Origin of the sequence: Anabaena sp. WFMT (assembly GCF_051781005.1) — a bacterium.
Taxonomy (GTDB): Bacteria; Cyanobacteriota; Cyanobacteriia; order Cyanobacteriales; family Nostocaceae; genus Anabaena.
The window spans coordinates 209,220-227,934 of sequence record NZ_JBPWOA010000023.1 but is presented as its reverse complement, the minus strand read 5'-3'; the positions used below and the strand labels follow the sequence as shown (position 1 = coordinate 227,934).

The following is an 18,715-nucleotide window of genomic DNA, read 5'->3' as shown; positions in this document are numbered from 1 at the left end:
TTGGAAACAATACAACCTATTAACTATGTTTAATGCAGTTTATTGAAGTGCATCAAATCCAGCCTAACGCACTGTTTGAGAGAGTTTTGTAGTGCAACTGACAATCTGATATGGATTAAGAATTTGTTTGATAGCGGTTCTCTTTTGGATGCAATAAAATTGAGGGCAGGGAAACCCAGCCCCTACAGGTTTAAATATAAAAAACTGTACTTCATTGATATCAAAATTGCTATATTTATGTATACAAATTAGAAGAATTGCTTTTTGCAATGACTGCTGGTGGGTTCAATTGGCTGATAGGAGCAGGTTTCATGTCTCGGTAGTCAAGGATTTGGACAATGATTAAATAGGCGATCGCTAGTAGTATAGAGATTGCACCTGTAATAATAGCAACTATTTTGGAACGGTTCATTAGTAATCCTCCGTGTGGATTTTGTCAAGTTTAAATGCTGACTCGAAAAATTTACCTTCTGCACCCTATTCTCCATGTGAAGGTAGGGATTGCTGAGAGATATTCAATTTGCTGGCGATTAGTTCTGTTGCTTGTTGAACAGAAAGAGGTCGATGGAATAGAAATCCTTGTACATCATCACACTTAATTGACTTCAAAAACTCTAATTCCTCAGACTTTTCTACTCCTTCGGCAATCAGTCTTAAACCTAAGCTACGTCCTAAGGCAACGATCGCTGTGATGATATGGGCTACTTTGTTATTTGTATTATCTTTTGTCAATTCTTTGATGAATGATCTATCAATTTTTAAATTGTGGAGTGGTAAAACCTGTAAGCGGGAAAGGGAAGAATAACCTGTACCAAAGTCATCAATGGAAAGGAGTACACCCATTTGCTGTAATTTGCCTAACACAATTTGCGTGAAGTTGAGATCCTCAATCGCCGTTGTTTCTGTGATTTCTAATTCTAAAAATTGCGATTCAAGTCCTGTTGCTGCTAAAATTTCAGCTACTGTTTCCACTAGATTGGGTTGACGGAACTGCTTGGGAGAAAGATTAACTGCAATAGTCATGGGTAAGAAGCCAGCATCTTGCCAAGCTTTATTTTGAGTACAAGCTTTCCGTAATACCCATTCACCGATGGGGATAATTAATCCGCTTGCTTCAGCTATGGGAATGAATATATTGGGTGCGACTATTCCCATTTCAGGGTGATTCCAACGCAATAAAGCTTCCATCCCAGTAATTTTTCTGGTGATGATGTTTACCTTAGGTTGGTAGTACACAATGAATTCTTCCCGTTCTAGGGCATAGCGCAGACTTTTTTCTAAACTTAAGAGTTCGGGAGTTCTCGCACTCAGGGATTCTTTGTAGAATTGGTAGTTATTTCTGCCTTCGTCTTTGGCATAATATAAGGCGACATCTGCGTGCTGGATTAAGGTTTCAGCATCAGGACTATGTTCATTTAAAAGTGAAATGCCGAGGCTAGAACTTATATACAGTTCGTGTCCATGCAGATGAAAGGGTTTTTCTATGGCTTGTAAAATTTTGGAAGCTACTTGGGTTATTTGTTCATTATCACTAATTTGAGGTAGCAGGATAGTAAATTCGTCACCTCCCCAGCGGGCAATAGTGTCTCCTGGTCTCAGGGAGTGTGTGAGTCTTTGAGCTACGTTTTGTAATAGTTCGTCTCCTAGTGTGTGTCCCAAAGTATCATTTATCATTTTGAAGCGATCTAGATCGAGGAACATTACAGCTAGACTTTTTTGCTCTTCGTCTGCTTTATCTATAGTTTGAGCTAGTATACCGTTAAACTGCAAACGATTGGGCAATCCGGTGAGTAGGTCATGTAGGGCTTGATAGCGAATTTTAGCTTCTACTTGCTGACGCTGACGAGCGCCACTGATAATGGCAGCCATAGTCAATAAGCTAGATTTTTCATGAGTTGACCAAATACGCTCTAAGGTGCAGTCTACTAATCCAAGATAGCCCCAAAAATCATCTTCTAATCGCAAGGGTACAAGCAAGAGGGATTTAATTTTATCTTGGCGTAGGATTTCTTGTTCTGCAATGGGAAATCCTTGGGTAAGTCCACTAATGGGCTTTCCTATAGAGAGATTATTGTACCATCGTCTTAGTCCGGAAGTTTGATAAGACTGATTTTGCCAATGGTGTTGGGATGGTGCTACGCCAGTTTTTGTCCATTCAAATTGTAGACTCATTGCCATTTCCCCTGTGGTGAGATGGGGATGGTTTTGGAAGAGGTAAATGCGATCGCCATTGGCCGCTGCCCCAAATGTAGCCAGTGCTTTTTCTATTGCTATTTCATAGTTCATTTCTGCCAATAAATAATTAGCAGCTTCAGCCACTGCTTGAAGCAAGCGATCGCGTTGTTGCAATTCTGCTTCAGCTTTCTTTTGCTCTGTAATTTCTCTAACAATAAAAGTTCTAATTAAATCACTTTCTGGTAAGTAGTGAACGGATTGTTCAAAAATTTCTCCGTTGACTTCTACCTCTCTGACAAAAGAGTTATTTTTACCTTCTTGATTTTCAACTTCACTCACCAGTCCTGCCAAAATTGGGTGTTTCTTGGCAATTTCCCTCAGTCTGGGAAACTTAAGCGCTGCTGCTGGATTCAGATATGTGACTGTTCCCTCTAAATCCATTTCGATAATTGGATTAGGGATGAGTTCTGGAAAGGAAGCAAGTCGAGTTAACAGAGAATCACCAGATTCTTCACCGTTGTCTTCATAGACAATTAGAGTGTCAAAAGGATTAACAGGATCTCCTTGTCCTGCTAAAAATCCAGATAAGTCAGGCGCTTTACAAGATTGTTTAAATTCTTCCTCTGATAGGTTAGAAATGGCATAATATTGAGCTTGGGCTTGGGGATTACCAAAGGCAATGATGTCTCCATGTTGGAGGTTATGAGAAAAACATTTAATGCCATTAATAATTAAGCCGTTAGTACTTCTTTTGCCATTGAAGTTACCATCAATAATCCGAAATCCATATTTTTCTGTGTTAGGAATAGTGACACGCAATAGAATTGCGTGTTGTCTCGATACCGATCTAGATCTCAGAACAATGGCATTTCTGATATCCCGACCTAGAGAGTAAGTAGTCTCTAGCAGGGGGATAGTTCGCTGTCCTTCTGGATCACTCACAACCAGTAAGTGTCGAATTTTCTCCCGTTCATTTTCTGCCATAGCTATTCCTTAAATTCTCATATTTGTTGATTTGTCATGGGAAATATGGATACTAGTAAGTTTTCACTTTCAGATCCTGTAATTTCAAAAATGTAATCCATTATTTTTTTAGTTTCTGGACTAAATATCGGCAACAAAAACTAATCCCCAAGAAAAAATGATCATGCTATTATGGGTTTTGGTAATGAAATTAATAACCTTGCTCATCATGACCTAATTTTATAAAGATGAAACGGTTCAGATGTATTTTTTGTTATTTGCCTCTCATGACTAAATTTAGTGGTAAATCATACACTGTAAAAAAACTATCTTGCTAATAAAAATATAATCTGATTTTTGCAAATTTCTTTTATGTGATTCACAAGACAAGTTATTACAGTTAATTCAGAACATATTACACCAAATTTCTCATTTCAGACTAACTGAAGATCGTTATTATGTTCTGCACTAATCTCAATTGATCACAGCTAAGATATGGGGGTGACAATTTTCTACCCAAGCTATTCTAGTTATAACAACACAAAAAGTATAAAATATTACTTATGGTTAATATAACATATTTATGAGCTTGTTATAATATAGTATACGAACTAGTACTATTTATATTAAGTGAAAGTACTAAGTTTTTTTAAGATAGTAATAATATATAACACTGACTATTTTTATTTAAACTGCGATCGCATAACCTGGAAGGAGACTCCCAGGCAGAAGGCGTAAATCAGAAGGGTATAACCTACTCAGAGAGCAATTTCCCTCCAGCAAGACAGCCCTTTCCCGTCTTTCTTGATTAAAATTAATAAACTTGATTCCTAGCATAAACGCGCACTTTGCCAATTATTGCAAAAATACGCGTCTAACTAACTTTATTCTTTTTTACTAAGCATCATGAAGGAGCTATGCTTGTACAAATCAACTAGAAACATGAGTACCTAAATAATCACGCAGATGAAGTCTCAGCAAACGCAACCAGCGCATCCAAATCTTAGCAGGTTGGTCAAAGAACGTGAAAATATCTCCGAAACCCAAATTAGTTTTTTGATGGTGTAACCAGTGCTGTTCAGGAGTAGTAATAAATAACAACTGACAGAGGAAAGTCACAGCTTTAGGAGTGTGCCAACCTAAAGCGGTAATATGTCTCCACCACACATGAAACTGGCCAAACAGTAAACCACAAATAACGCCAACCGGAGATAAAGACCACAGGAATAGTGCTACAAGTAGATATGGAAAAGCGCCTAATACACCATCTAAAAGCACCTGAAAATTGAATGTTAAAATAGCATAGTGTCGGAAACTCTTTTTCCAAGAGTGGTGTGTTGTCAGGTGGAGGCTACCAAAAATATGCTCAGGTATGTGGTATAAAAAAGTTGAAAGAAAATCGCCTAAAAACAGTAACAACCAAGCAACAGCGATAGCCTCAAGCATTTGAACTCCTTAAGTTTGATAGAAAAACTGCACAGAGCAAAGAAATCAAAACTTATGCGAGGCTAGGTCATGTCATAATCAATCGTTTATCAATTACAACACCCAAGCTGCTTTACATTTCTTAATCGCAGTTACCATTTGGTTGCTGCTAAGGAGGTAAAGTAAACTATACATCTACAAATCAATAGATATACTGGGTTTTGTTCTTTGCTGCTCACAATCTTCTTACTAAGGCATATAGCATGAGCAAAGATTGAGTTAAAATCGGTACAAATTTAGGTTAAGCTTTCCCTCTATTTTTCGTTCTCAACTATTATTATTTGAAAATTGGTGATAACTACCTATACAGAAACATTTAGCTATTTTTGAACACAAATTAAATCGCTGCACTCTATTATTATTAACTGTTCCCTATTAAGAGGATGTTTGAAAAGTCTATGAAAGGTATAATTCGTCATTCTGAATGGAACGAAGTGGAGTGAAGAATCCTGATTTGGCGTTAAATTATGAGATGCTGAAGCCTCCGGCACGCTCCGCGTTGGCGTTAGCCGTGCGTTAGCACTACACTACGCTGGCGCTTCGTTCAGCATGACACTTTATACTTTTCAAACACCCTCTAAGACTTACTTTGACTAACTAGATAATTTATCAAACAGAATACAGGAGTGAGGCTACTGACTCCGTGACTCCTAACTCCTTCTTCAACTTGCACGACTACTAAAGGTGATATTAAGATGCCTAAATGGAAATTATTAACAGAATTCACATTTGATAGCGCCCACTACATCAAAGACTATAAAGGCCCTTGTGGAAGAATGCATGGTCATACTTATAAAGTGAAAATTGAAGCCAAATCATCACAGTTACATTCTTCAGAATACTGTCCTCACCCAGTCATGGTTGCCGATTTTAGAAGCTTACGTTGGGCTAAAAAAGATGTAACCCAAGGAGGACTAGATCATTGTGTTCTCAATGAAGTTTTACCACCTGAATATGAGACAACTGCTGAAATGATTGCTAAATATATTTATGATGAAACTAAAAAGCGATTACCAGCGGATGTAAAACTCAAGGTAGCAGTATCAGAAACACCTAATTCTTGGGCAGAGTACGAGGATGATTAATAATTTGTAATTCGTACCAGAGAAAGATCAAATTTGACGATTTTTTTGCGATTCTGTGTTTCAATTATTGAAGTAATAATTAACAGCTATGGAATATGCTACAGAAAGCTGCTGCTTTGAAGTTTGTGATCTTGCTTGGTTTTGTTAGCCTCTGTGCAGATGCAACTTATGAAGGAGCGCGTAGTATTACAGGGGCTTATTTAGAGGTTTTGGGAGCTAACGGCACAGTAGTGGGTCTAGTAGCTGGCTTTGGGGAACTAATTGGTCATGGCTTCCGCTTAGTTATTGGTTATCTTAGTGACAAAACAGGTAAATACTGGGGAATTACAACTTTAGGTTACATTTTGAATACCGCAGTTGTGCCATTTTTAGCCTTAGCAGGAAGATGGGAAGTAGCCGCAGGTTTGATGATGGCTGAACGCACTGGTAAAGCAGTGCGTACTCCCCCAAGAGATGCCCTACTTTCTCATGGTGTCAGTCAAATTGGCAGCGGTTTTGGCTTTGGTTTACACGAAGCAATGGATCAAACTGGTGCAGTAATGGGGCCTTTGGCTGTAGCAGCAATGGTTTATTTCCAGGGAGAATATCGCCATGCCTTTACAGTGTTAATTGTTCCAGCGGCATTGGGATTAATTATATTGTTAGTTCTACAATTTCTATATCCAAATCCTAGCGATTTTGAAGTAGAAACCGTGGCAACCGAACAAGAAAAATTGCCGCGTATATTTTGGATTTATCTGGGTGCTGTAGCAATTATTGCGGCTGGTTATGCAGATTTTCCCCTCATTGCTTTTCATTTTCAAAAAGGAGAAATTGCTTCTGGGCAAACAATTCCTCTATATTATGCTCTAGCAATGGGTGTAGATGCGATCGCAGCACTGGTATTTGGATATTTCTTTGACCGGATTGGTATTTCTATTCTGATAGTTGCAGCTTTGATTTCATCTTTGTTTGCACCATTGGTATTTCTTGGAGATGCTCGTCTTGCTCTTTTAGGAATGGCATTTTGGGGGATTGGTATGGGAGCGCAAGAATCAATTCTCAAAGCGGCTATAGCTGGAATGGTTCCTAAAAATAAACGGGCTACAGCTTACGGTATTTTTAGCACAGGCTATGGTTTATCTTGGTTTTTGGGTAGTGCTTTAATGGGAATTTTATATGATCATTCAATTACTATTTTAGTTGTTTTTTCTTCACTAACTCAACTCCTAGCAATTCCTTTCTTTGTTTGGGTAAAATTGCAAGCTGATAAATCTATCATCTCCTCGCCAGATATTCAAGTAAGTGAATAAATTGGAATTTTCTGAGCTTTTACTAACGCCAATCATCTAAAATAAAAACATCTGCACGGTTGTATCCTGGGTCATTTGGTCTGTGCATAGCAACGCCAATTATTTCACTATGAAAACCACGAGATAGCATTTGCAAATAAGCGACTTCTCTACTGGTATTTACCCCTGCAACTAAGCGGGACATTCCTGCCGCTAAAGTTAAACTTTCACATAAGTCTAATAACTGATCAAAACGGTTTTCTGCGTTATTTCCTAAACGCACAGCACCAAATTTAACAAAGCAATTATTACTACCAGCTTCTGTATCAGCACCAATGTGACAAACTGCAAATCCTGCCAAGCCTGTATCATCCCATAAAAAAACTGTATCACCAATATTTTGAGTCTGGACTGTTTGAATTTGCTGGGATAAATCTAAGCCAGGATAGATAGAATTAGTGAGTTGATAACTGGCTTTCAGGCTTTCGGCACTTTCAGTTTCACTCATTTGGGAGTATCTGCTATTTTGAGGTAACGGTAAAGCTGTTTTTACTGACTTACTTAAAATTGTTGTCAGACACCGTAACCGAAAACCAAATTTTTGATACAGTGCATGATGTTTAGGACTTTGTGCAAAGGTATGTATTCCTGCTAATTGAGTGTTCCATTGGGTAAAACAGGAAATTGCGGGTTCAATGAGACGTTGTGCTATTCCTTGGTTCCAAAAATCAGGATGAACACTTAATGGACCAAAAGACGCAAAACTTCCCCAATTAGTCACCAAGTTAGTACCGATTAATTTGCCATCAATTTCAGCCGCAAAAGCCCCTTGGGGATTAGTTATCCAACGATGAGTTATGTAAGTTTTATCATTAGCAAAATCTGTAGGTTTAGGTAGTCCCACAAAAGTACCAAAAGCCAACCTAAATATGTGATCAGCTACAGGTAATTCATGTTTTTCTAATAATCGAATAGAAATGTTCATGTTTTTGAATCTTTAGAATTGCTAATAACTGAAGACATTTAATTTTTTGATTTTGAATTAACCGGATTCATCTGTTTTTCTAGCTGACTAATGGCTTGAGAAGAAATCAGTGTTAAACATAAGTAAATCACAGCTACGGCAGCATAAATTTCAAAGGCACGATAATTTCCTGCCACTATTAGCTGTCCTTTACGGAACAATTCTTCAAAACCAATTACCGCAACTAAACTAGTATCTTTTAATAAACTAATAAATTCATTACCTAAAGGTGGAATCATCCGCCGGAAAGCTTGGGGAAAAATAACATGGCGCATTGTTTGTAAAGAATTTAAACCCAGTGAACTGGCTGCTTCTGCTTGCCCAATCTCGATTGATTGAATCCCAGCCCGGACAATTTCAGCAATGTAGGCAGAACTATTTAAACTTAAAGCAATTACTCCAGCTAAAAGGCGATTTAATGAAAAGGTAAAACCTAATTCTTGAAAAAATGCCGGTAAACCAAAGTAAATCATAAATATCTGCACGAGTAAGGGAGTGCCTCGAAAAAAATCTACATAAGCCCTCGCTAACCAATGTACAGGTTTAATTGCAGAAAGACGAAAAATACCAATTAATGAACCACAAATTAAACCAAATATGATTGATATTAATGCTAATTGCAATGTTACTAACACACCAATTAATAAGGTGGGTAAAGATTGCAATATTAAACTGAGAGAATTTAATCTATCTGTATTTTGATTTGCAAATAGTGATTTTTCTGGTAAGATTGGAGGTGTAGATTTAAACCATTTTTGGTAAATTTGTTGATAAGTTCCGTTTTCTAATATCTTCGTTAAACCTTGATTAATCAAAGATAAATAAGGGGAATTTTGAGCGGTAGCAATTCCATAAAATTCTTCTGTTAGCAATTGTTGTATGACTTTGATTCCTTGCAAATTATTTGTATTAATGGCGTATAACGTTACGGGTGCGTCATTAATAACTGCATCAACATTGCCATTGAGTAGTTCTTGCAGTGCTAGAGGTGCAGAATCAAAACTTCTAACTTGCGCCCCAATGACACTTTTAGCTTTTTCTGCGCCTGTTGTCCCAATTTGGACGGCGATTTTTTTATTTTGGAGACTGTCAAAACTAGTAATATCTTGATTATCTGTGCGAGTTGCGATCGCTAATCCAGCTTTAAAATAAGGACGGGAAAAAGCTACAGTCTTTGCCCTCTCTGGGGTGATGGTAATTGAACTAATTGCTGCATCTATGGTTTTTGCTTGCAGTGCGGGGATGATGCCATCAAACGGTAAACTCTGAAAATCTACCTGAAAATTAGCCGCATTCGCAACCGCTTTCATTAAATCAATGGAAAAACCTTCTAACTCACCACTTTTTCCCTGCAACTCAAAAGGAGGAAAGGCGGGTTCAGTCGCTACTCGCAAAGTTTTCCCATCAACAGAATTGACACTACAGCCAGTTAATAACCAACAACTGAACCCAAGTACTAAACACCAATGTAAACAACGCTCAAAAGTACATTTAAACATTTTTATTGATTAATTCAATCTTTGTCTTAACCATAAAGCCAATAAAGGCAAAGCTAACCGATAACCCTGTTCAGCATTATAAATTAAACCTTTATTTTGTAACCCAGTTAAACCACCTTGGAGACTACCACCTCTAGAAAGTCCATGTTTTTGGATATATTCTTTACTTTGCGGTTTGTCTGTAGGATCAATCGCTAAACATTCTAAAAGATGTATCTGACTTGCAGGCAGTAACATTAATAAAGATTCATAAGTCATAGATAAATCTTTGAGTATTCCTTCAATGACTTGCTGTACTTCTTGTTCAGTAATTAACCCTTGATGATGTTGCAAAGTTAATAATCGGCGAATTAATGTCATCGCATCACCGACGTTTCCCTGGACTGCATCTAAGAATATTTGTAATGCTTTGGAATGAGGATCAAATTTAAGATTTTCTGTATGTAAAATTTCTCTTGCCCACAATGCTAAAACATCTTTGGCTAAAGGAGCTAATTGGATTGTTTCTAGCGGATAGCTATGCTCATCTGCATGATTGCTTGTCTCGCCAATTGTCGCCAGTAAAACGTAACTAACATGAGGATGGGCTTTAACTTCTTGTCTAAATGTTGATTCCCATAAACTATGACGATCCCAAGAGCGAATATGCGGGAAACTTTGCAAAATTAAAACTACTCTCTGATCTAAATCATTAGCCATGATTTGCAATAGTTCAAGCAAGATTATAAATGCTTGCCATAGCTGTTTTTGATTTAGGGAATGTAATAATTTCAGTTTACTTTCAGGATTAAAAATAAAAAACTCACTTGCACTCTGGTTAACCCATTTTTCGATTTTTTTTGCTTCCCAGTTTTGGTTGATCGCTTCTGCTAGTAAGTGCAGAAATCTTTCCCCATCTGTAGCACGGATACAGTCTATATCCAAAACAACGGCGCTCACTTCTTGCGCTGCAATCCTGACTAGAGTCCGTCTTCCACTTCCAGGTACTCCGGTAATCAGCAAGTCACCATCCTGGGTCAGTATTTCTACAATGCGCTGAAATTCTAGGGAACGCCCAATTAATTGTAAAGAAGTAGATAAATCCAAGTTCACGGGTTTCTCGTCTCTAGTTGTGGTTGGCGCTATTAAAGAAAACATAAATCATTTGGTGTAACTATGATTACTATTTGAATAATTTAGTGCTTATCGTGTAATAGCACTAAGAATTCGTGCTATTAATAATTTAACACTCTAGACAACTGAAAAACGACCTAATATCCAAATCCCCCCTTGAGTGGGGATATATCCCTTATCCCTTATTAAATAGGTAATTACCGTGTTAGAAGCGTGCGTACTGGCAACAATACTGTGCGGATTTTTCGGTATCATTCTGAAAAAAAACCTGGTGATGAAGATTGTCTCAATGGATGTGATGAGTACGGGGGTGATTGCTTTTTATGTGCTAATTGCATCACGAGAGGGATTGTTTACTCCCATTATTTCTGAGGTAAAAAAAGTTGCTTACGCTGATCCTGTTCCCCAAGCAGTGATTTTAACAGCGATCGTCATCGGTTTTTCGATTCAGGCTTTGATGCTAGTTGGTGTCATGAAGTTGGCACGGGATAATCCGACGTTGGAAAGCAACGAGATTGAGAACAATAATACGCCATGAATACTATTACCATTGCTTGGGTTGCGATTCCATTTTTTCTAGGGTTCATTATTTTTCTAGTCCCCAAACTTAACCGACATCTGACACTGTGGGGTGTGATCGCATCTGCGGCTTATGCAGTGCAGCTATTTCTAGAACCATCACCTCTAAATCTGAATTTACTGGATAGTTTTGGGATCACTTTAGTCGCTGACCAGTTAAGTGCCTATTTTATCTTAACTAATGCTCTGGTAACGGCGGCTGTAGTCCTCTACTGTTGGGGTAGTGATAAAACGGCTTTTTTCTATGCCCAGATGATTATTGTGCATGGGAGCTTGAATGCTGCCTTTATCTGTGCAGATTTCATTAGTTTATATGTGGCTTTAGAAGTCAGCGGTATTGCTGCTTTTTTATTGATTGCATATCCCCGGAGCGATCGCTCCATTTGGGTAGGTTTACGCTATCTCTTTGTCAGCAACACAGCCATGTTATTTTATCTGGTGGGTGCGGTGCTGGTTTATCAAACACATCATTCCTTTAGTTTTGCAGGTTTAAAGGGTTCACCACCAGAAGCACTAGCATTAATTTTTCTAGGACTATTAATCAAAGCTGGGATTTTTGTTTCAGGATTATGGCTACCTTTAACTCATTCAGAATCAGAAACACCAGTTTCCGCATTGCTTTCAGGTATTGTCGTTAAAGCCAGTGTTTTACCCTTATTGCGTTGCGCTGCCATTTCCGAAGAAATTGATACCATCATCAGGATTTTGGGTGTTGCTACGGCTTTGATGGGTGTATTCTATGCCATCTTTGAAAAAGATACCAAGCGTCTGTTAGCATTTAGCACTATTTCCCAGTTAGGTTGGATTCTTGCCGCACCTGAAGTAGGAGGCTTTTATGCCCTAACTCATGGACTGGTAAAATCATCTTTATTTCTGACTACGGGTTCTTTACCCAGCCGCAATTTTAAGGAACTGCAAAATCAACCCATTAATACTAACATTTGGATTGTCCTAGTTATAGCGAGCTTGTCAATTTCTGGTTTTCCTTTGTTATCTGGTTTTGCAGCCAAGGTGTTAACCCTAAAAAATATAGAATCTTGGCAATTTATAGCCATGAATATTGCCGCAGTCGGAACAGCAATAGCCTTTGCCAAATTCATTTTTCTACCCCATAAACAAGACGCAGCACAGAAAGCTAAACCCGGTTTTCGGACAGCAATAATCCTTTTAATCACTAGTTTATTTGTATCAAATATCGTATATTTCCAAGCTTATAACATTGCCGATATTACCAAAGCAATTGCAATTATCGCCGTTGGTTGGTTAGCATATCATTTCATTTGCAAACGGTTAGCAATATATCTCCCCCGTGTATTCGAGAAATTTGAGCATTTAATTGGAGTAATGAGTCTAACTTTAATATTGCTATTTTGGATGGCATTAGCATGATTGGACATCTGATATTAAGATTATCAATTTGGTTTTTACTCACCTCTGATGTGAGTTTAACAAATATTATCATCGGTGTAATTATTTCCCTGATTTTACCGCGTGGTTACACATCACCAGAAAAATTTAAAGCATGGATCAAGGTAATCCGTCAAATCCTTATTACCATTCCAGTGGCTTTCATGGAGGCATTTAAAATTATATTGCGTCCCCATAATCAAGAAGAAATTATTATGGAAAAAGTGAAACCAAAGCGTTCGCCACTTCTGATTTTTCTAGATATATTCCTAATTACCTTTACACCTAAAACAATCGTTTTGAAATACCACGAAGAAGGCTGGTATGAAGTCCATCAAATTAAACCGAGTAAAAAACATTTATGAACTTAGAAATAGTTTTAATGGCAATGATTTTAGCTTTACTCATTCCCATTTATGAAGCCTGGAAAAGTGATGATACCTGGCAGAAAATGTTAGCCTTTGGCAGTATTTCCAGCAAAGTTGCAATCATGATTCTTGTGATATCTGTTTGGCGAGACGATTGGATGATTGGTGTAGTCGCAGCGATTATTTTGAGTGTAGGAAACGCTGGATTAATGTTATTAGCACATATTTTGAGGAGATTGAGTGAAGCATGATCAACATTATTAGTTATACCTGTATTGGCATAGGCATAGTTTTTTGGTTTTGGGGAACTTCTCATCTAGTTAGCGACAGATCAGTATTATTCAAATTACATGGTCTTTCTGTCGCTGATACCCTGGGTTCAATGATTATTATCATCGGACTATTACTCAAAATCCCCAGTGAATGGCCACTACTTATTCTTGGCATTATTTCCTTAGCAATTTGGAATACCATGTTGGGTTATGTATTAGCATACTGTTCCACGGAAGAGGCGAAAAATGAATGATACCTATCTCTATTTAATTATTGCCTTGTTACCCTTAACTGCGGGGATGTTAGTAACTCAAGTTAACCCCTATCATGCCTTAGTTATTCGTGGAGTATTAGGTGCAGTAGCTGCAATGGTAGACGCAGTTTTAGGTGCGGCAGATGTGGCTTTAACAGAAGCATTAATGGGGACAATGTTATCTATTACTCTTTATGCTGTGGCGGTACGTTCATCCTTAGTTATGCGTCTGGGTGTGATTGAAAAACAGTCAATAGAAAAAAATCAAGATAGCAATTTTCAAGAACTTATAAACAACCTTCGTAGCATTTTCAGCAAACATTATATGCGTTTGGAAGTCGTACCTTACAGCAATAATCAATGTTTGCAAAAGGCTTTAATGGAAAAAGAAGTTCATGCTACTTGTGTGCCATTGCTAGGAAATAACCAAATTCAGGAAACCTACCAAACTGACATCCGAGTACAACGCATCTATAACATCATAGAAAGCGAACTTTCATCACCAAACACAATTTTAAACTATGTCAATGTTTTAGATTCAGAGGAAAAACATTTATGAAATGGGTTTACATTTTAGCAGGAATAGCTTTGTTTCTAAAAATGTTAATTATACCTGATGCAGAAGCAAACTTAACTGATATTTCCATTGTGGAAACTGTGGTTAAAGAAAGTGGTGTTCCCAATGCAGTATCAGGGATTATTTTCAGAAATCGGCTATATGATACTATTTTTGAAGTGATTGTATTTACAATAGCCATTCTCGGCTCTAATTTTTTACTTGCTAATGAAAATCCATCCTGCACAATTTATCAATTCAAAGATCAACCATCCATCATTTTAGCTCGTCTGGGGGCGACAATTGCGGCGTTAGTTGGTATTGAATTAGCAATTAGAGGACATTTGAGTCCTGGGGGTGGTTTTGCTGCTGGTGTCGCCGGTGGAACAGCAATTGGATTAATAGCAATCACTTCATCATACCAATGGATGCAGGATATTTACCAACGTTGGCACGCTGCTATTTGGGAGAAGGTTTCAGTTTTGGTTTTCATTGTTTTAGCGGTGATCACTTTGTCGGGAATAGAGTTACCACATGGGGAGTTAGGAACGCTATTTAGTGGTGGGATTCTTCCTATATTAAATATCCTAGTTGCTGTTAAGGTAGCGTTAGGATCTTGGGCGGTACTTTTAATTTTTATTCGTTATCGGGGTTTGTTGTGATGGAATCAAATTTGGGATTAATTAGGGGTAATTCATGAATTACCCCTAGAGTAAATCTAAGTTCTATTAGACAAACTCACATTTGACAATCAAGTCATCATAGTCAAAATCGCCACCACCGAACTGATCTTCAATGCCAAAGGTATTGTCACCTAGTAAACGCACGTGGTCTGAACCATCTGAGTTAGAACCCAGGAAGGATGTAAATACTCTGCTGTAGTCAGTAATAGTATCTGGATTAGCATCAGCAATGAGAAACGGTGCTAAGATAAAACCGCCTTGCAGAGTGGTATTAAACACGCTGATTGACTGAGTGATGGAAATATCTAGTCTCTGCTGAATTACGGCTTGGGCATAATTTTCATCCCCAAGTAAGGCAATAGCATTACCATTTTGATCTAATACATCACCAAACTCATTAGTAATGTAGAAGCCCACAAAGTTGCTAAATGCTGCTTCACTGTTTACGGTAATTTTAACGTCTAAGGAAGTAGTTTCAGTTGATAAATCTAGAACTGATAAACCAGATTGACGTTGTAGTTTTATACCCTTTTTCGCCTGACCGGGAGGTAATGATTTAACCTTGAGTTTTACAGCATCGAAAATGTCATCATCATCCTTGTCTTTAAACTTGAGGCTAAAGCTATCTTTCTGAAACTCTTCGGCAGAAATGCCATTGCTGTTAGAGAAGAAGACTGAACGATTTTTGCCAGCCCGTAATTCTTCCACAGTACCATCAGCAACAAGTAAGAAGCCCAAACGACTACCACCAGAAATTTCGATGCTTCGGGTTTGTTCTGCAAAGGAAAAACCACTGGGTAAGCCAGAAGGATTATCGCTGGCAAAAACGGAACTGATAATGCTGGTGTAACCGAATTCAAAGCGTTGCTCAGAAATAATGGTTTGGAGGTAGTTAGTATCACCGGGTAGAATCTTGATGCCATCATCATCAAAAATACCGCCATCTTCATCATCAATGACGTAGCATAATATCTGGTTGGTAAAGCTGGTGTTGACTTCGGTGATGGAAAATTCGAGGGTTGTACTTTCTTGAAATAAGAAAATACCGTTTTGATTTTGACTACCTTGGCTAAAATCAATATCTGTGTCTTCTAGGTTAACCGTGACATTAGCGACACTGCTTAACCCAAAAGAGTTTACTGCGGCAACCTGAAGATTGAAAATGGAATTAAATTCAAAATCCACTTCTTTACTATCTTCGATATATATTTCACCACTGTTATTGATAGCAAATGCTTTCTTGCCATCTCCATCAAAGTCCCGATTACCATTAATGATGACAAATTTTACATTATCGTCAGTATCGTTGTCGTCATCGTCATTGTCATCGTCATCATCGTCATCATCATCGGAATCTATGACAAATATCTGGCTGACAATAGTACCAGTGGTGATATGTTCGATAATGGTAAATTCAGAATCTTCAATTACTGGTGTTACTCCTGGAGATCCAACGCTAAAGAGGCTAATAGTGTTGCTGACTTCATTAGCGATCGCTAATAGAGGTTGACCTGTGGGGCTGTCTGCACCGGATATAAAGGAAAGTCCTTCTGGTGAAATATCATCTGGTGCATTCTGTAGATACTGGACAAAATCAGGTTGAGTGGGGTCGCTAATATCGTAGATCACTACGCCACCGGCACTTCTTTCTAAACCAATGAATGCATAGGTTTTGCCATCAACTTCACCAATGGTGACACCTTCTGGTTCAGCCCCTTTGTTGTCAGATCGGGTGTCAAACTCATCTGCATTTGCTTCATCAGCATTAAATAATGTTTCAGTGAATTGGGCTGTGATTTGCTCAATCTGATCACCACTATCAAATACTAAATGGCCTTCATGATCCCAAATGGTGAAGGAACGACCACCATAGGCAACAATCTCGTCATAGTCTCCATCTCCATCTGTGTCTCCATCAATTTTAGAAACTGTCAGACGACCGAGGCTTTCTTCGTGCTTTAATTCCAGAGCCTTGGTGAAGACTGTTTCATCAAGAATATAGGCTGTTTCCAGGACTTCAACAGTGGCGGTTGTGCCTCCAATGAGGGTATTATCAGCGATCGCTAATAGTTCTACATCGGTATTGCTCAGATTACCTATAAAGCCAATCTCAAACCCACCACTTACTGCTTCAACTTCTACATGATCAATGCCAGTTAACGCTTCTAGAGCTGCTTCAATATCTGCGGCTGTAGCATCAAAGTCCAGGTCTGTAGTAGTCTCTAGAGTTCCTGCATTGTCAAAAGTGAGGGCAAATGTGCCTGCGGTAGCTCCCCCTAAGTTGATCAGTTGAACTTCCGTTTGGCCGACACGAATCTCTTCATCTCTAGCATCACCTTCATTTGCAGTGATGAAGTATGTTTGACCATTGGACTCAAAGGAAGTGATGGCATCTGGCAGGTATAGTCCTTCCACCGGCCAGTTTTGGATATTGATCACACCATCATCACTGGCATCCAAACCATTACCAGTCAGACTGTGATCCTTACGTCCCAAAGGAATTAGCTTTTCAATTGTAGATGTAGCTAAATCAATAACAGCGATCGCATTATTTTCTTGTAACGTCACCCAAGCTTTAGTACCATCGGGTGTAACTGCAATATATTCTGGTTCTAAATCCTGAGAAACACTGATTTCATCAGTACCGGGATTAGCAACTACATCAGGAAATAACCGAATTCCATCTGTCCGTAAATCATCAGCTTGGCTATCGAAGGCATTAAAGTCTAAGTTAGTAACACTGACACTAGCAGCATTTTGACCAAAGATATTAATAATGCTGACTGATCCTTCTGGATTGATACCATTGTCAGCTTCCCCTTCATTAGCTACCAACAGGGTAGATTGAGAGATATCAGCAATACCCTGAAGTTTACTGCTACCACTACCACTAGCTCCAACACTCTGTAAACGAACTCCAAAGCTTTGTCCCGCAAACTGATCTAGAGTAACGTTGGAGATGGTCAGAGTGGTAGAACTTACAAAGTCCTGACCACCTTTTTCACCAATCTGAATACCCACATCATAGGGGCCAAGATTAATACTGGGACGGCCATTCAGATTAATGCCGTTCACATTGATAACACTATCTGAGCCTGTTTCAATATCTTTGATATCTGATCCTGAAATATTCAGGTTAGAGATGAGAGTTTCATCTTCGAGGTGGAAAAATATCCCCGCAATATCACCAGGATTTACTGTATCATCAACTGTAGCAGTGAGTTCAACATCAGCCCCCACTTGCTTCAGAGTAATAAGAACTCGACCATCATTGCCGGTAAAGTCTTCAACAGCAAAGGTAAATGTAGATAGGGCTGCGGAGTTAGTGCTATCGGGCGCAAAGACTAACATATCAGGGAGTGCGCCTACTTCCACGGAGTTAAGGAAGTTCCCTTTTACATCGTAGAAAGCCACAGTACCAGGATCGGTTTTGATATTGGCTTCTATGGCTACGGCAACAAGGCCATTTTTAACAGCAACACTGTTAACGTTAGCTCCTAAATCGGTAATATCAATTTCCCCTACCTTCTGTAACAGGCTAGGAATGGACATATCGAAAATTTCGATAGATCCACCTGTAGTCACAAAAAGGCGCTGACTTTCTTGATCATGGGCAACAATTTCAGCACCTGATCCTTGGATGCTTCCAATCAAGCTAAAGACTTCTGTTTCAGTGAAATTACTCATTTAAGCCCCCAAATAGTTGCTGTTAGTACTGGATTTATTGTGCGTTTGAATACCGTTTTTAAATATAATTAGACAGATAAAGGCCTAAAAAGCTTATTTAATAAGGTTTTTGGAATTTGAATGTCTAAAATTTAAAATGGTATTACTTACACTCAAGAGATACACTATATTTCTGACTCGCCTACTTCTATACCTGTTCCCTGTTTTTTGTATTTTTGGAAAAAATGATACTAAATATCTTGGCGACTTTAACCTCAAAGCCTTACAGTTAAAAGGGTATAGAAAAATCCCAGG

16 protein-coding genes are annotated in these 18,715 nt (G+C 38.4%); 9 read left to right on the top strand and 7 right to left on the bottom strand.

Annotation, left to right across the window (positions count from 1 at the left end):
- Positions 1-235: 235 nt before the first annotated feature.
- From ACSQ6I_RS15595 to ACSQ6I_RS15585, 3 genes are all read right to left on the bottom strand, one after another.
- Positions 236-412 carry a hypothetical protein gene (locus ACSQ6I_RS15595; protein ID WP_438891209.1) on the bottom strand — a complete coding sequence of 59 codons (177 nt, stop codon included), beginning with the start codon at positions 410-412 and terminating at the stop codon, positions 236-238.
- Positions 413-477: 65 nt separating this feature from the next.
- The gene (locus tag ACSQ6I_RS15590; protein ID WP_438891208.1) at positions 478-3,159 is read right to left on the bottom strand and encodes an EAL domain-containing protein; all 2,682 of its coding nucleotides are present in this window, start codon (positions 3,157-3,159) and stop codon (positions 478-480) included.
- A gap of 909 nt (positions 3,160-4,068) precedes the next feature.
- Positions 4,069-4,584 carry a fatty acid hydroxylase gene (locus ACSQ6I_RS15585; protein WP_438891207.1) on the bottom strand — a complete coding sequence of 172 codons (516 nt, stop codon included), beginning with the start codon at positions 4,582-4,584 and terminating at the stop codon, positions 4,069-4,071.
- Between the two features lie 734 nt (positions 4,585-5,318).
- Here ACSQ6I_RS15585 and ACSQ6I_RS15580 point away from each other — a divergent pair.
- Together ACSQ6I_RS15580 and ACSQ6I_RS15575 are read left to right on the top strand one after the other, a co-directional pair.
- Positions 5,319-5,708 carry a 6-pyruvoyl trahydropterin synthase family protein gene (locus ACSQ6I_RS15580; protein ID WP_015215049.1) on the top strand — a complete coding sequence of 130 codons (390 nt, stop codon included), beginning with the start codon at positions 5,319-5,321 and terminating at the stop codon, positions 5,706-5,708.
- Positions 5,709-5,803: 95 nt separating this feature from the next.
- The gene (locus ACSQ6I_RS15575; RefSeq protein WP_438891206.1) at positions 5,804-7,000 is read left to right on the top strand and encodes an MFS transporter; all 1,197 of its coding nucleotides are present in this window, start codon (positions 5,804-5,806) and stop codon (positions 6,998-7,000) included.
- Positions 7,001-7,022: 22 nt separating this feature from the next.
- Here the strand turns inward: ACSQ6I_RS15575 and ACSQ6I_RS15570 are convergent, their stop codons facing one another.
- Genes ACSQ6I_RS15570 through ACSQ6I_RS15560 form a run of 3 tightly spaced genes read right to left on the bottom strand, consistent with a single transcriptional unit; the run spans position 7,023 to position 10,639 of the window.
- On the bottom strand, positions 7,023-7,964 hold the full coding sequence (locus tag ACSQ6I_RS15570; RefSeq protein ID WP_438891205.1) for a GNAT family N-acetyltransferase: 942 nt from the start codon (positions 7,962-7,964) through the stop codon (positions 7,023-7,025).
- 38 nt (positions 7,965-8,002) lie between these two features.
- The gene (locus ACSQ6I_RS15565; protein WP_438891204.1) at positions 8,003-9,502 is read right to left on the bottom strand and encodes an ABC transporter permease subunit; all 1,500 of its coding nucleotides are present in this window, start codon (positions 9,500-9,502) and stop codon (positions 8,003-8,005) included.
- Between the two features lie 9 nt (positions 9,503-9,511).
- On the bottom strand, positions 9,512-10,639 hold the full coding sequence (locus tag ACSQ6I_RS15560; RefSeq protein ID WP_438891203.1) for an ATP-binding protein: 1,128 nt from the start codon (positions 10,637-10,639) through the stop codon (positions 9,512-9,514).
- 178 nt (positions 10,640-10,817) lie between these two features.
- On the opposite strand from ACSQ6I_RS15560, the gene ACSQ6I_RS15555 reads away from it, so the two are divergent.
- Genes ACSQ6I_RS15555 through ACSQ6I_RS15525 form a run of 7 tightly spaced genes read left to right on the top strand, consistent with a single transcriptional unit; the run spans position 10,818 to position 14,713 of the window.
- On the top strand, positions 10,818-11,153 hold the full coding sequence (locus ACSQ6I_RS15555) for a cation:proton antiporter subunit C (protein ID WP_438891202.1): 336 nt from the start codon (positions 10,818-10,820) through the stop codon (positions 11,151-11,153).
- On the top strand, positions 11,150-12,583 hold the full coding sequence (locus ACSQ6I_RS15550) for a cation:proton antiporter (protein ID WP_438891201.1): 1,434 nt from the start codon (positions 11,150-11,152) through the stop codon (positions 12,581-12,583). Before ACSQ6I_RS15555 ends, ACSQ6I_RS15550 begins: the two co-directional genes overlap by 4 nt.
- Positions 12,580-12,966: a Na+/H+ antiporter subunit E gene (locus ACSQ6I_RS15545; protein ID WP_438891200.1), complete on the top strand. Its 387-nt coding sequence runs from the start codon at positions 12,580-12,582 to the stop codon at positions 12,964-12,966. The genes ACSQ6I_RS15550 and ACSQ6I_RS15545 overlap by 4 nt, the downstream gene beginning before the upstream one ends.
- Positions 12,963-13,220 (top strand): hypothetical protein, encoded by a 258-nt coding sequence (locus ACSQ6I_RS15540; RefSeq protein WP_438891199.1) that lies wholly within the window; start codon positions 12,963-12,965, stop codon positions 13,218-13,220. The genes ACSQ6I_RS15545 and ACSQ6I_RS15540 overlap by 4 nt, the downstream gene beginning before the upstream one ends.
- Entirely contained in the window at positions 13,217-13,495 is a 279-nt protein-coding gene (locus ACSQ6I_RS15535; protein ID WP_438891198.1) for a monovalent cation/H(+) antiporter subunit G, read from the top strand. The genes ACSQ6I_RS15540 and ACSQ6I_RS15535 overlap by 4 nt, the downstream gene beginning before the upstream one ends.
- Complete coding sequence (locus ACSQ6I_RS15530) at positions 13,488-14,054, top strand: DUF4040 domain-containing protein (protein ID WP_438891197.1); 567 nt, start codon at positions 13,488-13,490, stop codon at positions 14,052-14,054. Before ACSQ6I_RS15535 ends, ACSQ6I_RS15530 begins: the two co-directional genes overlap by 8 nt.
- Positions 14,051-14,713: a Na(+)/H(+) antiporter subunit B gene (locus ACSQ6I_RS15525; RefSeq protein WP_438891196.1), complete on the top strand. Its 663-nt coding sequence runs from the start codon at positions 14,051-14,053 to the stop codon at positions 14,711-14,713. Before ACSQ6I_RS15530 ends, ACSQ6I_RS15525 begins: the two co-directional genes overlap by 4 nt.
- A 66-nt stretch (positions 14,714-14,779) precedes the next feature.
- Here the strand turns inward: ACSQ6I_RS15525 and ACSQ6I_RS15520 are convergent, their stop codons facing one another.
- On the bottom strand, positions 14,780-18,421 hold the full coding sequence (locus ACSQ6I_RS15520) for a choice-of-anchor I domain-containing protein (RefSeq protein WP_438891195.1): 3,642 nt from the start codon (positions 18,419-18,421) through the stop codon (positions 14,780-14,782).
- Between the last annotated feature and the right edge of the window lie 294 nt (positions 18,422-18,715).

What these genes read in the sequence shown, in the direction of transcription:
- ACSQ6I_RS15595 (WP_438891209.1), bottom strand. Translation starts at nt 412, where the DNA reads ATGAACCGTTCCAAAATAGTTGCTATTATTACAGGTGCAATCTCTATA.
- ACSQ6I_RS15520 (WP_438891195.1), bottom strand. Translation starts at nt 18,421, where the DNA reads ATGAGTAATTTCACTGAAACAGAAGTCTTTAGCTTGATTGGAAGCATC.
- ACSQ6I_RS15535 (WP_438891198.1), top strand. Translation starts at nt 13,217, where the DNA reads ATGATCAACATTATTAGTTATACCTGTATTGGCATAGGCATAGTTTTT.
- ACSQ6I_RS15565 (WP_438891204.1), bottom strand. Translation starts at nt 9,502, where the DNA reads ATGTTTAAATGTACTTTTGAGCGTTGTTTACATTGGTGTTTAGTACTT.
- ACSQ6I_RS15550 (WP_438891201.1), top strand. Translation starts at nt 11,150, where the DNA reads ATGAATACTATTACCATTGCTTGGGTTGCGATTCCATTTTTTCTAGGG.
- ACSQ6I_RS15540 (WP_438891199.1), top strand. Translation starts at nt 12,963, where the DNA reads ATGAACTTAGAAATAGTTTTAATGGCAATGATTTTAGCTTTACTCATT.
- ACSQ6I_RS15580 (WP_015215049.1), top strand. Translation starts at nt 5,319, where the DNA reads ATGCCTAAATGGAAATTATTAACAGAATTCACATTTGATAGCGCCCAC.
- ACSQ6I_RS15530 (WP_438891197.1), top strand. Translation starts at nt 13,488, where the DNA reads ATGAATGATACCTATCTCTATTTAATTATTGCCTTGTTACCCTTAACT.
- ACSQ6I_RS15585 (WP_438891207.1), bottom strand. Translation starts at nt 4,584, where the DNA reads ATGCTTGAGGCTATCGCTGTTGCTTGGTTGTTACTGTTTTTAGGCGAT.
- ACSQ6I_RS15590 (WP_438891208.1), bottom strand. Translation starts at nt 3,159, where the DNA reads ATGGCAGAAAATGAACGGGAGAAAATTCGACACTTACTGGTTGTGAGT.
- ACSQ6I_RS15560 (WP_438891203.1), bottom strand. Translation starts at nt 10,639, where the DNA reads ATGTTTTCTTTAATAGCGCCAACCACAACTAGAGACGAGAAACCCGTG.
- ACSQ6I_RS15575 (WP_438891206.1), top strand. Translation starts at nt 5,804, where the DNA reads ATGCTACAGAAAGCTGCTGCTTTGAAGTTTGTGATCTTGCTTGGTTTT.
- ACSQ6I_RS15545 (WP_438891200.1), top strand. Translation starts at nt 12,580, where the DNA reads ATGATTGGACATCTGATATTAAGATTATCAATTTGGTTTTTACTCACC.
- ACSQ6I_RS15570 (WP_438891205.1), bottom strand. Translation starts at nt 7,964, where the DNA reads ATGAACATTTCTATTCGATTATTAGAAAAACATGAATTACCTGTAGCT.
- ACSQ6I_RS15525 (WP_438891196.1), top strand. Translation starts at nt 14,051, where the DNA reads ATGAAATGGGTTTACATTTTAGCAGGAATAGCTTTGTTTCTAAAAATG.